Genomic DNA, 12243 nt, shown 5'->3' with positions numbered 1-12243 from the left:
GCGCAAGAATGATTGCTCGCTCGGATACCGGTAACTGCGTACTCACTCTGACGGGTCCACGAGCAGCGGGGCTTCACTCCCCATATAAGTCGGCACCCCGCGCAATACGCCCTGGAACGACTCGAGTGGGGCACCAACGGCCACGCCGCCCGCACCGATGCGGTACTCACGGATGGTCGACTCGTGGGTACCGGTACGTTTCTTGATCACGGAAATAGCTCGTCGGACTTTGCCGAGTGCCTCGAAGTAACGCAACAGGATCACCGTGTCTGCCAGGTAAGTAAGGTCGACGGGCGCCTGCATGTCACCGACCAGGCCGTGCTGGGCAACGGTCATGAAGGTCGCGGCACCGCGCCGGTTGAGGTAAAGCAACAGTTCGTGCATGTGCAGGATCAGCGAGTTCTCTTCCGGCATGGCGGCCTGGAAACCGTTGACGCTGTCGATCACCACCGTCTTGATGCCGCGCTCGTCCACGCAGCGCCGCACGCGATGAGAAAACTCACCCGGTGACAGCTCGGCGGCATCCACCTGCTCAATGAAAAGATTGCCGGTTGCCTGCAGTGCGGGAAGATCGATGTTCAACTGCCGCATGCGTTCGAACAGCAGGCTGAGTTCTTCATCGAAAATAAACAGTGCGGCTTTCTCTCCACGCGACACGGCGGCAGCAGCGAACAGGATCGAAATCAGCGACTTGCCAGTACCGGCTGGGCCCAGGATCAACGTGCTGGAGCCGGTCTCGATGCCGCCACCCAGCAATGCATCCAATTCGCCAATGCCGCTGGTAAGTGTTTGACGGACATAGCCGGCGCGATGTTCGGCGGCCACCAGTCGCGGGAATACGTGGATGCCATCGCCGGCAATGGTGAAGTCATGAAAGCCACCGCGGTATTTTTGCCCACGGTATTTAACCACGCGCACGCGACGCCGCTCGGCACCGTAGACGGGTGTCAGCTCTTCCAGGCGGATAACACCATGGGCAACGCTGTGTACGGTTTTATCCAGCGCTTCGGTGGTCAAGTCATCCAGCAACAGGACCGTGGCGTTATAGCGCACAAAGTAGTGCTTGATCGCCAGGATCTGCCGGCGATAGCGCAGCGAACTCTGCGCCAGCAAGCGGATCTCCGACAAACTGTCGATCACCACGCGGGTCGGCTTGACCCGTTCCACCACTTCGAAGATCTGCCGGGTCGCTTCGCCCAATTCCAGGTCGGACGAATACAACAGACTTTGTTGGTGATCAGTGTTGAGAATGCTTTCGGGCGGCGTCAGCTCGAATATGTGGATGTTGTCATCGAGGTCCCAGCCATGGGACTTGGCACCCTGGCGTAACTCGCGCTCGGTTTCCGAGAGTGTGATGTACAAGGATCGCTCGCCGCATTTGGCGCCGTCCTGAAGAAAGTGGAGGGCGACGGTGGTTTTGCCGGTCCCAGGCTCACCCTCGAGCAGGAACAAATGGCTGCGAGACAAGCCGCCGGCAAGAATGTCGTCGAGACCGACGATACCGGTGGCTGCTTTGTCACTTGATAGCGCATTGGATGTAGACAAGAAGTGCCCTCAGGTCACATACGAGTAGAGGTGCGCGGTCGTTCGAACGCGCCATATTCTCTTGACCGTTGTGTATTCCGGGGGTTCAACCGTTTCAGGAGGTTTGTGCGGTGCGTCAGCTTTCAGAACACTTTGCCGACGCGCTATAGACCCTGTTGCAGTGCCGGATCGTCGGGATTCTGCTGTTCCAGTTGCGCGAGCAGCACTTGTACGTTCTGGAGCTGGCCGCTTTCCTTCCAATAGTTGACCAGCAAAACCCGGGCTTTGCGATTGGCGGGGTGGCGTTGAATGATCTCTTCCAGTTGTCGCTGGGCGGCTTCCAGTTCCTGCTGGGCGTGCAGGGTAGTGGCGAGGTCGTAGCGGTAATCCTGATTGCCCGGTTCCAATTCCACCGCTTTGGACAGACCCAGCAGGGCATAGGTGCGCTCGCCATGGTGCAGCAGCCACATCCCCAGCGCGTGTTGCAGATACGCTGATTCCGGGTGCGCCGTCAATTGGCGCGCCAGTAACTGCCGGGACTCGTCGGTCTTGCCCTGTTTGTCCAGCAGCTCGATCTGCGCCACCACGGCTTGCAGGTTGTCTGGCTGCAGTCGCACCGCCTGTGCCAGCGCATTTTGGGCTTGCGGCAACATTGCGCTGTGTATGTACAGGCGCGCCAGTTGAATCCAGCCTTCGGCCGTTTCGGGTTGGGCCTTGAGCGCTTTCACAAACTCATCCAGCACCTGCTGCAAAGGCCCGAAGTACAGGCCCAGGGTGTCGGGGGACAGACCCAGCAGGGCGTTGGCGGCGGTGAATCGTACAGCTTGTTCGGGATCATCCAGTACCGGGCCGAGTAACAGCGTGCGCTGGCCGGTGGGCACCAGGCCGACAATGCTATGGATGGCCGCCTCGCGGACCAGCGCCGATTCGCTGCTCAGGTCTTTGTCTGCAAGCTTCAAGGCATGAGGGCTAGGGTAATTGGGCAGTTCGGCGTGCAACGCCGCGCGGCGCTCGGGCGACAGGTCCGTCCGGCCGAGTTGCTGATACAGCACACGGGCGGCTCCTGGCTCACCGTTGCGCGCCTGTTTCAGGGCTATGGAGTAACCATGGGCAATCGCAGCCGGTACGGCCACCGGGGTGGGACGGGAGAAATACCAGATCAGCACAATCGACAATAGGGCGCACAGGCCGATGATGAAGTAACGGCGAGACTTTGACATGCAGGCGTCCGAAAGCAAGGCAGGAATGCAAAGCCGTCAGCTTCGGTCAGAGCATGGCGGGTGTCAAACCCGGGAGAAACTTGCGCCCCATCGCATGTTGATCGGCGGGGGCGATGACTGGCCAAAACAGTCAGGTAGCTTGAAGGTTTTGACCATTGCCGCAGTGGCGCTCCAGAGCGACTATTCCGACAATTCGGACCGTTCAAGGAAACAATAATGCAGATTGAAAACAAAATCTTCCTGGTCAGCGGCGGCGCTTCCGGCCTCGGTGCGGCTACCGCTGAGATGCTCATTGCCGCCGGTGCCAAAGTGATGCTGGTGGACCTCAACGCCGACGCAGTGGCGGCCAAGGCCCAGCAGCTCGGCGAGAACGCCCGCAGTGCAGTGGCGGATATCAGCCAGGAAGCGGCTGCCGAAGCCGCCGTGCAGGCCACGGTTGCAGCGTTTGGCGGTTTGCATGGGCTGGTGAACTGCGCCGGTGTGGTGCGTGGCGAAAAAATCCTCGGCAAAAACGGCCCCCATGGGCTGGCAAGTTTTGCCCAAGTGATCAACGTCAACCTGATCGGCAGCTTCAACCTGCTGCGCCTGGCGGCTGCGGCCATTGCTGAAACCGAGGCGAATGCCGATGGCGAGCGCGGTGTGATCATCAATACCGCTTCCGTGGCCGCATTCGACGGGCAGATCGGCCAGGCAGCCTACGCCGCCTCCAAAGGCGCTATTGCCAGCCTGACGTTGCCTGCCGCACGTGAGCTGGCGCGCTTTGGCATTCGCGTGATGACCATCGCCCCCGGCATTTTCGAAACACCGATGATGGCCGGCATGACGCCCGAAGTGCGCGACTCCCTGGCCGCCGGCGTGCCTTTTCCGCCACGCCTGGGCAAACCCGCCGAATACGCTTCGCTGGTGCGCCACATCATTGAAAACAGCATGCTCAATGGCGAGGTGATCCGTCTCGACGGCGCCTTGCGCATGGCTGCCAAGTAAGGAGTATTCCCCATGACTGATCCCATTGTTATTGTCAGCGCCGTGCGCACGCCCATGGGCGGGTTCCAGGGCGACCTCAAGGGCCTGACCGCGCCGCAGCTGGGTTCCGCCGCGATTCGTGCCGCCGTTGAGCGTGCCGGTATCGCCAGCGACGCCGTGGATGAAGTGTTGTTTGGCTGCGTGCTGCCCGCAGGCCTCGGCCAGGCGCCCGCACGCCAGGCCGCATTGGGTGCCGGGCTGGACAAGGGCACCCGTTGCACCACCCTCAACAAGATGTGCGGCTCGGGCATGGAAGCGACGATCCTGGCCCATGATTCGCTGCTGGCCGGCAGCGTCGACGTGGTGATTGCCGGCGGCATGGAAAGCATGTCCAACGCGCCGTACCTGCTGGACCGTGCGCGTAGCGGCTACCGCATGGGACACGGTCGTGTACTTGACCATATGTTCCTCGACGGCCTCGAGGACGCCTACGACAAGGGGTGCCTGATGGGCTCCTTCGCCGAAGATTGCGCCCTGCATAACGGTTTCACCCGGGAGGCCCAGGACGCGTTCGCCATTGCCTCGCTGACACGTGCGCAAGAGGCAATCACCCATGGCAGCTTTGCTGCGGAGATCGTCCCGGTGCAAGTCACCGTGGGCAAAGAGCAGAAAACCATCCTGCATGACGAACAGCCGCCCAAGGCCAAACTGGACAAGATCAGTAGCCTCAAACCGGCGTTCCGCGAAGGAGGCACCGTCACGGCGGCCAACTCCAGCTCGATTTCCGATGGCGCGGCGGCGCTGCTGCTGATGCGCCAGTCCGACGCTGAGAAACGCGGCCTGAAGCCTCTGGCAGTGATCCATGGGCATGCGGCATTTGCCGATGAGCCGGGGCTGTTTCCGGTGGCACCGGTGGGGGCGATTCGCAAGCTAATGACCAAGACCGGCTGGAGCCTGGATGACGTCGACCTGTTCGAGATCAACGAAGCTTTTGCCGTGGTCAGCCTGGTGACCATGAGCAAACTGGAAATCCCCCACGCCAAGGTCAACATCCACGGGGGCGCGTGCGCCCTGGGCCATCCGATCGGCGCCTCAGGGGCGCGGATTTTAGTGACGCTGCTCTCGGCACTGCGCCAGAACGGCCTCAAGCGCGGCGTCGCCGCCATTTGCATCGGCGGTGGTGAAGCCACAGCCATGGCCGTCGAATGCTTGTACTAAGGACTTATCATCATGCTGGCGAATGAAGAACAACGACAGATCAGCGACGCGGCCCGGCAATTTGCCCAGGAACGTCTGAAACCCTTTGCTGCCGAATGGGACCGCGAGCACCGTTTTCCCAAAGAGGCCATCAGTGAAATGGCCGAACTCGGCTTTTTCGGCATGCTGGTGCCGGAGCAGTGGGGCGGATGCGACACCGGTTACCTGGCTTACGCCATGGCGCTGGAAGAAATCGCCGCAGGCGACGGTGCCTGCTCGACCATCATGAGCGTGCACAACTCAGTCGGTTGCGTACCGATCCTCAAATTCGGCAACGAGGAGCAGAAAGAGCGATTCCTCAAACCCCTCGCCAGCGGCGCGATGCTCGGTGCCTTTGCGCTGACCGAACCCCAGGCCGGTTCCGATGCCAGCAGCCTGAAAACCCGCGCGCGCCTGGACGGCGACCATTACGTGCTGAACGGCTGCAAACAATTCATCACGTCTGGGCAGAACGCCGGTGTAGTGATTGTATTTGCCGTGACCGACCCAACTGCCGGCAAGCGCGGGATCAGCGCGTTTATCGTGCCGACCGACTCGCCGGGCTACAGTGTGGCGCGGGTCGAAGACAAGCTCGGCCAGCATGCGTCTGACACCTGCCAGATCCTCTTTGAAAACCTGAAGGTGCCGGTCGCCAATCGACTGGGTGAGGAGGGCGAAGGCTACAAGATTGCCCTCGCCAACCTCGAAGGTGGCCGCGTGGGTATCGCCTCGCAAGCGGTCGGCATGGCGCGCGCTGCCTTCGAAGCGGCCCGCGACTATGCCCGCGAGCGCGAAAGCTTCGGCAAACCGATCATCGAACATCAGGCCGTGGCCTTTCGCCTGGCCGACATGGCCACGCAAATCGCAGTTGCCCGGCAGATGGTGCATTACGCCGCCGCCCTGCGTGACAGCGGCAAGCCAGCGCTGGTGGAAGCCTCGATGGCCAAGCTGTTTGCCTCGGAAATGGCCGAAAAAGTCTGCTCGGCCGCCTTGCAAACCCTCGGCGGTTACGGTTACCTGAGCGACTTCCCCCTGGAGCGGATCTACCGCGATGTGCGGGTCTGCCAGATTTACGAAGGCACCAGCGATATCCAGCGCATGGTCATCTCACGCAATCTTTAAGGAGCCGATACATGAGTTACGAAACCATCTTGCTCGAAGTCCAGGGCCGCGTCGGGCTGATTACCCTCAATCGTCCGCAGGCCCTGAACGCCCTGAATGCGCAACTGGTCAGCGAATTGAACCAAGCGCTGGATGGCTTGGAAGCCAACCCCGAAATCGGCTGCATCGTGCTGACGGGCTCGAAAAAGGCCTTTGCCGCCGGCGCCGATATCAAGGAAATGGCCGAGCTGACCTACCCGCAGATCTATCTGGACGACCTGTTCAGCGACAGCGATCGCGTAGCCAACCGTCGTAAACCGATCATTGCCGCGGTCAACGGCTTCGCGTTGGGCGGCGGTTGCGAACTGGCGTTGATGTGCGACTTCATCCTGGCCGGTGATAACGCCAAGTTCGGCCAGCCGGAAATCAACCTCGGCGTACTGCCAGGCATGGGCGGCACGCAGCGCCTGACCCGCGCGGTGGGCAAGGCGAAGGCCATGGAAATGTGCCTGACCGGACGCTTTATCGATGCCGTGGAAGCGGAGCGCTGTGGAATTGTCGCGCGTATCGTGCCGGCCGATGAATTGCTGGAAGAAGCGCTGAAAGTCGCCACCCTGGTTGCCGGCAAATCAGTGCCGATAAGCATGATGGTCAAGGAAAGCGTGAACCGTGCGTTTGAAGTGAGCCTGTCGGAAGGCGTGCGCTTTGAGCGCCGAGTGTTCCACGCAGCGTTTGCAACGCAGGATCAGAAGGAAGGCATGGCGGCGTTTGTGGCCAAGCGTGCGCCTGAGTTCAAAGATAAGTAACAGCTGCTAGCCTCAAGCTGCAAGCCTCAAGTAAAAACCAGCTTCCCTTTACTTGCCGCTTGCAGCTTTCAACTTGAGGCTGCTAAAGCATGTAATTCTTCAGCTCCCTGGCAATCACCATCCGCTGAATCTCGCTGGTCCCTTCGTAAATCTGCGTGATCCGCGCATCCCGGTAGTAACGCTCCACCGGGTAATCCTCCAAGTACCCATACCCGCCGTGAATCTGCATGGCTGACGAGCAGACTTTCTCCGCCATTTCCGAGGCAAACAGCTTGGCCTGGGAGGCTTCCGACAGGCATGGCTTGCCCGCGCTGCGCAGTCGAGCGGCGTGCAGGATCAGCAGGCGCGCTGCATTCAGCTGGGTTTGCATGTCCGCCAGCAAATTGGCCACGCTCTGGTGTTCGATGATTGCCTTGTCGAACTGCACCCGGTCACGGGCGTACGCCAGCGCCGCCTCAAACGCCGCACGGGCGATTCCCAATGCCTGGGCGGCGATGCCGATGCGCCCGCCTTCCAGGTTGGACAGGGCAATCGCCAGCCCCTTGCCACGCTCGCCGAGCAGGTTGGCCTCAGGCACCGTGCATTGGTTGAGGGTGACGGCGCAGGTGTCCGAAGCGCGGATACCCATCTTGTGCTCGGTGCGATCCACTACAAAGCCAGGCGTTGCCGTAGGCACCAGGAACGCTGAAATGCCTTTCTTGCCCAGCTCCGGGTCGGTCATGGCGAACACAATGGCCAGCTTGGCGCGCTTGCCGTTGCTGACGAACTGCTTGGCGCCATTGAGGACCCACTGGCCGTCACGCAGTTCGGCACGGGTGCGCAGGTTGTGGGCCTCAGAACCGGCCTGGGGTTCGGTCAGGCAGAAGCAGCCAATCGCTTGGCCGCTGGCCAGGTCCGCCAGCCAGGCTTGCTTCTGTGCATCTGTGCCGTAGTTGAGGATTGGCCCGCAACCCACTGAATTGTGGATACTCATCACTGCACCCGTGGCACCGTCTCCGGCGGAAATTTCTTCCACGGCGAGGGCGTAGGCGACGTAATCGACATACGTACCGCCCCATTCTTCCGGCACCACCATGCCCAGCAGGCCCAGTTCGCCCATCTTCGCCACCAGGGCGTCGTCGATCCAGCCGGCTTTCTCCCAGGTTTGCGCGTAGGGGGCGATTTCGCCGCGGGCAAAGTCGCGCGCCATGTCGCGGATCATCACTTGTTCTTCTGTGTATTCAATGTCTTGCATGGCTTAGTTCGCAACCTTCTTGAAGTGATGAAAGAAGCTTTCTACATGGCTGAGCGCAAGCCCATGCAGGGTTGGCGGGTTCCAGCGGGGGCTCTTGTCTTTGTCGATGATCAGGGCGCGAACACCTTCGATCAGGTCGCCGCGTTCGAACCATTGCCGGTCAAGGTGCAACTCCAGGGCAAAACATTGCTCCAGGGGCAGGCGGCGGCCGCGACGTAACATTTCCAAGGTGACGGCCATGGCCAGCGGCGAGCGGGTTTTCATCAGGTTGGCGGTGGTCAGCGCCCATTCGTGGCTATCGGCGACGGTGACTTCCTGAAGCTGCTCAACGATGCTCGGTACATCCGGCAGCGCGAAGAAGTGGTCGATGGCCGTGCGCAAAGCGGCCAGCGGTGCATCGGGCAAGTGCTGCACAGCCAGTTTGGCGAGCACGCCTTGCAGGTCTTTAAGCGGTGAGTCGTGCCATTGCAGACGATCAAGCTTCTGGTCCAGCTCGGCGAGCTTCGCGCTGTCGAGATACCAGTCTGCCAAACCGCAGTACAACGCATCGGCCGCGCGGATCTGCACCCCGGTGACGCCCAGGTATGTGCCCAGCTCGCCGGGGATACGCGAGAGGAAGTAACTGCCGCCCACGTCAGGGAAGTAACCGATTGCCACTTCCGGCATCGCCAGGCGACTGCGTTCGGTGACGACGCGCAAATCGGCGCCCTGCACCAGGCCCATGCCGCCGCCCAGGACAAACCCGTCCATCAGCGCCAGTACCGGTTTGCGGTAATGGTGAACGGCCAGGTCCAGCGCGTACTCCTCGACAAAAAAATCTTGGTGCAGGCTGTCGCCGTTCTTGAAACTGTCGTACAGGGAACGTATATCGCCGCCGGCACAAAAGGCCTTCTCGCCCGCGCCGCGCAGGACCACGGCGTGCACCTGCGGGTCATCGGCCCACGCCTGCAATTGGGACGCCAGGCGGCGCACCATGTCCAGGGTGATGGCATTCAAGCCGGCGGGGCGATTGAGGGTGAGGTGGCCGATATGGTTGCGAATCTCGGCGAGCACTACGTGCTGATGCGTATCTGCGTGGCTTGTCTCGGTTGAAACCTGAGCAGTCATTGATAACTCCCTGCTTTTATTGTTCTTTATCAAGATGTTCGCGAACGAAACATCCCTTGATCGTACCAGTGCAAATTTGCCCAGTACAACCTTCAATCATGCAGGTCGTTTTTGCATTTATGCAGCGAGTGGGCGATGGACTCAAGGCACCCGACTCGCCAGCACGTCACCAATACTGCGGCGCCTGGCGTGGGTTTCGGCTGCGTGGATCAGTTGTTCCAGCGCTGTGGGCTCCACGTCATAAAATTGCTCCATTTCGGCCAGCGCGTGTTTTAAATCGGCGGCGGTGATGGCGGGGTCTCGATCAGCGTTAGGGTGGGGCAAGAGGGTGGCCGGTGATTCAGCGGCGCCTTTGGGATAGCGCGTGCGCGTGGCATTGTTATAAGCCAATGCGCAGGCCAACAAGGCGCCGGCACCGAGTAGCACGGCGCCTAACTCATACCAACCCAGCGCTGCGGACGACGGGTCAGCCAATACCAGCGTCATGGCCAGGCCACCGGCCGGCGGGTGGAGGCAGCGCAGCCAGCACATCAGCACCACCGTGATGCCCGCCGCCAGGCAGGCGCCACCCAGGGAAGGGCCGAGAACTCGGGTCACCAGCAGGGCGACGACACCGGCGCAGAGGTAGCTGCCGATGATCGACCAGGGCTGCGCCAATGCACCCGATGACACGGCGAACAGCAACACGGCCGAAGCGCCGAGCGGGCCAAGCAGGTGCAATGCGACCTCCATGCCAAACACTTGGGCGCATAACCAGATACTGAAGAGTGTGCCCACGGCCATACCGATGGCGGCACGGCTCCATTCGGTGGGGCGGGTGTTGATTGCAGCGGGGAGCCAGCGAGCGAGCATTGAAGAGGGTCCATAAACAGCGGGCAAAAAAAAGGCTAGTCTGGTTGCCCGGAAAAGCCCTTTGAGCGTTCCAACCGTTGGGGGAAGAAACCTCTGCAGTGTGCCGACCTTGAAGAAAGGGTGCCAATGCATATTAATGAAGCTTGAGTGCAATAATAATGAATTGTAACGGCATTAATTGGGCAGAGAGCAACAGACCTTACCGAGCACGCGATTGCAGGTTTCTTCGTCCAAAAAACGTCGGTGAAGGCTTTCCTGTAGCCCCGGCTCACTGGCCAACGGCCCTTTCAATGCCACCAAGGCATCGCGCAACCCCATCAGCCGGTCCAAAGGCAGCATGGACACGTAGCCGACATGCACTTCGGCACGGGTCAGGGCAGACTTATCAAGCGAAACATGATCTGGCACGGTGTTGTCCTCTCGTCCTTGTTATGACCCATGGCCTGTGGCGGTAAATAAATACCGCTCCCAGGCGAGTTTACAGTCGGGTTTTGGGCACAGGAAAGGGAAAAGGCACCAGCCATTACGTAAAGCTACGTAGGAGTTTTCTGCACCGGGAGCGCCGGCGCAGGGGTCAAGGTTGCGCGGTTTTCGCCAGGTGCAGTAGCACGTAAGGGTTGTGGTCGAATTCACCGGCCAGGGTTGGGGTGATGGAGCGAAAGCGCGGGTCCGTCAGGCCTTCGTAGTCCGCAGCGCTCATCACCAACCAGGCGGGCCCTTGGATCGGCTTCAAGTCGGCCGCTTGCTGGGTGAACAACGGCACTTGGTCGCAGTCGACGTTGACCATGTATTTGATGGCCTTGGCGTCCTTGCCCAAACCGTGCAAAACCACCGGCGCCCGTTGTTGCATCACCTGCTCATGGACCTGAAGGGTAAAGGTGCGGGTGTCGTAGACACTGCGTTCCAGCGGTTCGACCACCAGAATATAGGTGGCCCAGACCGCCAATACGCCTGTAAACGCTGGTCCGACCGGGCGCAGCCGCGTCTTGAACAACGCCAGCAGCGACAGAACCTGCAGCCCCCCAAGCACGCCGAGCACCCAGCCAATATGGCTCATTTGTTCCGGATAGCGCGGTCTCGCGAACAGCAACCCGGCAATCAAAAGCGTCGGTAACGCCGTCCAGATACCCAGCATCAACCCGCGCAGCCAGGCGAAGAGCCGCCCGTGCGCCACGTGGAAGGGATACGCCGCAATAATCGCCGCCATGGGCAACATCGGTAGCACATAACGCGCCTTTTTGGCCTGGGGAATCGACAGGCCGAGCATCACCAGAAGCCCTGCGGCCGCGCAGTACCACACCAACTGCAACGCCGGCCCCGGGGCACGCCGCCCGCTGATCAGCATCGCCAGCAGCACCAACAGTGCCATTGGGTACGCCATGGCATAGTTGCCCAGGGAACTGGTGAAGTAATACAACACGCCACTGGAGCCTTCGCGGCCATCCATGCGTCCAAGGAACTGCATGCGGATCACGTCCTGCATGAAGCCTTCGCCGCCACTCAGCTTGGCCATCAGCAACAACAGGCCAACACACGCCCCCAGTAACGCCAGCGCGAGTAGGCCGAAGCTGAACAGCTGGCGCCATTGCCGGTTGATCAGATAGTAGCTGCACAACACGCCAGTGGGGATGACCAGGCCAATCGGCCCGCGGACGGCAAAGCCGACAATCAGCAACAGGTACAGCCAGTGCAGGCGTTTTCCCGCACCGAAGTGGTCATGGGCATAACCCAGGTAGAACACCGCCAAGGCGATCGCGGCCAGCATCTGGTCGAGGGACACCGAGCGGGTTTCGCTGATAAACGTGCTGCTTAGCAAGAGTATTGCAATGCTCAGCAGACCCCAGCGCTGGGAGTAGGGCGCCGTCAGTCGATACACCAGGGTGACGATAAACGCCGAGGCAATCGCCGTGGGCAGCCAAGCGGTAAAGCTGGTGACCTGGCCCAATGGCAAGGACAGCAGCCACGTCAGCAGTGTCGAAGTGGCCAGGTAATCTGCATAGGGCTGCCCGTAAGTGGTGGGGAAAAAGCTAGGCCCATGGCGCAACATCTCCTGGGCGAACACCACGAAGCGTGAGTCGAAGCCAATAATCGCCTGGTGCCAGCTGCCGGCGATAAACAGCAACAACGCCAGCAACCCCAAAACGAGGGATTGGCGGCGGATCGTTGGATTTAACAAGGGCGGTTGAGCTTTGTTCACGTC

The 12243-nt window shown here is 60.8% G+C and carries 11 protein-coding genes; 4 read left to right on the top strand and 7 right to left on the bottom strand.

The window, feature by feature from the left end:
• Positions 1–42: 42 nt before the first annotated feature.
• Together AACY30_RS19030 and AACY30_RS19025 are read right to left on the bottom strand one after the other, a co-directional pair.
• Entirely contained in the window at positions 43–1545 is a 1503-nt protein-coding gene (locus AACY30_RS19030) for an ATPase domain-containing protein (protein ID WP_339469856.1), read from the bottom strand.
• A gap of 143 nt (positions 1546–1688) precedes the next feature.
• The gene (locus AACY30_RS19025; protein ID WP_339540949.1) at positions 1689–2744 is read right to left on the bottom strand and encodes a tetratricopeptide repeat protein; all 1056 of its coding nucleotides are present in this window, start codon (positions 2742–2744) and stop codon (positions 1689–1691) included.
• Between the two features lie 216 nt (positions 2745–2960).
• Here AACY30_RS19025 and AACY30_RS19020 point away from each other — a divergent pair, with 216 nt between their 5' ends.
• The 4 genes from AACY30_RS19020 to AACY30_RS19005 are packed head-to-tail and all read left to right on the top strand — an operon-like array spanning position 2961 to position 6850.
• Positions 2961–3728 (top strand): SDR family NAD(P)-dependent oxidoreductase, encoded by a 768-nt coding sequence (locus tag AACY30_RS19020; RefSeq protein ID WP_339540948.1) that lies wholly within the window; start codon positions 2961–2963, stop codon positions 3726–3728.
• 12 nt (positions 3729–3740) lie between these two features.
• The gene (locus AACY30_RS19015; protein ID WP_339469861.1) at positions 3741–4925 is read left to right on the top strand and encodes an acetyl-CoA C-acyltransferase; all 1185 of its coding nucleotides are present in this window, start codon (positions 3741–3743) and stop codon (positions 4923–4925) included.
• 12 nt (positions 4926–4937) lie between these two features.
• Positions 4938–6065 carry an acyl-CoA dehydrogenase gene (locus AACY30_RS19010; RefSeq protein ID WP_339469862.1) on the top strand — a complete coding sequence of 376 codons (1128 nt, stop codon included), beginning with the start codon at positions 4938–4940 and terminating at the stop codon, positions 6063–6065.
• An 11-nt stretch (positions 6066–6076) separates the two neighbouring features.
• Positions 6077–6850 carry an enoyl-CoA hydratase gene (locus AACY30_RS19005; RefSeq protein ID WP_339540947.1) on the top strand — a complete coding sequence of 258 codons (774 nt, stop codon included), beginning with the start codon at positions 6077–6079 and terminating at the stop codon, positions 6848–6850.
• A gap of 82 nt (positions 6851–6932) precedes the next feature.
• Here the strand turns inward: AACY30_RS19005 and AACY30_RS19000 are convergent, their stop codons facing one another.
• The 5 genes from AACY30_RS19000 to AACY30_RS18980 form a co-directional block, all read right to left on the bottom strand.
• A complete protein-coding gene (locus tag AACY30_RS19000) occupies positions 6933–8084 on the bottom strand; it encodes an acyl-CoA dehydrogenase family protein (protein WP_339540946.1) in 1152 nt (383 codons plus the stop codon).
• A 3-nt stretch (positions 8085–8087) separates the two neighbouring features.
• On the bottom strand, positions 8088–9191 hold the full coding sequence (locus AACY30_RS18995) for an enoyl-CoA hydratase/isomerase family protein (RefSeq protein WP_339469865.1): 1104 nt from the start codon (positions 9189–9191) through the stop codon (positions 8088–8090).
• A gap of 141 nt (positions 9192–9332) precedes the next feature.
• A complete protein-coding gene (locus tag AACY30_RS18990) occupies positions 9333–10043 on the bottom strand; it encodes an HPP family protein (protein WP_339540945.1) in 711 nt (236 codons plus the stop codon).
• 174 nt (positions 10044–10217) lie between these two features.
• Positions 10218–10451 (bottom strand): hypothetical protein, encoded by a 234-nt coding sequence (locus tag AACY30_RS18985; protein WP_339470050.1) that lies wholly within the window; start codon positions 10449–10451, stop codon positions 10218–10220.
• 166 nt (positions 10452–10617) lie between these two features.
• Positions 10618–12240 (bottom strand): ArnT family glycosyltransferase, encoded by a 1623-nt coding sequence (locus AACY30_RS18980; protein ID WP_339469867.1) that lies wholly within the window; start codon positions 12238–12240, stop codon positions 10618–10620.
• Positions 12241–12243 lie beyond the last annotated feature (3 nt).

Source organism: Pseudomonas sp. RA_5y_Pfl1_P24 (assembly GCF_963970945.1).
GTDB classification, from domain to species: Bacteria; Pseudomonadota; Gammaproteobacteria; order Pseudomonadales; family Pseudomonadaceae; genus Aquipseudomonas; species Aquipseudomonas tritici.
Note: the sequence above shows the minus strand (reverse complement) of the source record. Positions and strands in the feature narration are given on the sequence as shown.

Excerpts from the sequence above, each read along its gene's own strand:
- AACY30_RS19025 (WP_339540949.1), bottom strand. The coding sequence starts at position 2,744 with ATGTCAAAGTCTCGCCGTTACTTCATCATCGGCCTGTGCGCCCTATTG.
- AACY30_RS19020 (WP_339540948.1), top strand. The coding sequence starts at position 2,961 with ATGCAGATTGAAAACAAAATCTTCCTGGTCAGCGGCGGCGCTTCCGGC.
- AACY30_RS19015 (WP_339469861.1), top strand. The coding sequence starts at position 3,741 with ATGACTGATCCCATTGTTATTGTCAGCGCCGTGCGCACGCCCATGGGC.
- AACY30_RS19010 (WP_339469862.1), top strand. The coding sequence starts at position 4,938 with ATGCTGGCGAATGAAGAACAACGACAGATCAGCGACGCGGCCCGGCAA.
- AACY30_RS19005 (WP_339540947.1), top strand. The coding sequence starts at position 6,077 with ATGAGTTACGAAACCATCTTGCTCGAAGTCCAGGGCCGCGTCGGGCTG.
- AACY30_RS19000 (WP_339540946.1), bottom strand. The coding sequence starts at position 8,084 with ATGCAAGACATTGAATACACAGAAGAACAAGTGATGATCCGCGACATG.
- AACY30_RS18995 (WP_339469865.1), bottom strand. The coding sequence starts at position 9,191 with ATGACTGCTCAGGTTTCAACCGAGACAAGCCACGCAGATACGCATCAG.
- AACY30_RS18990 (WP_339540945.1), bottom strand. The coding sequence starts at position 10,043 with ATGCTCGCTCGCTGGCTCCCCGCTGCAATCAACACCCGCCCCACCGAA.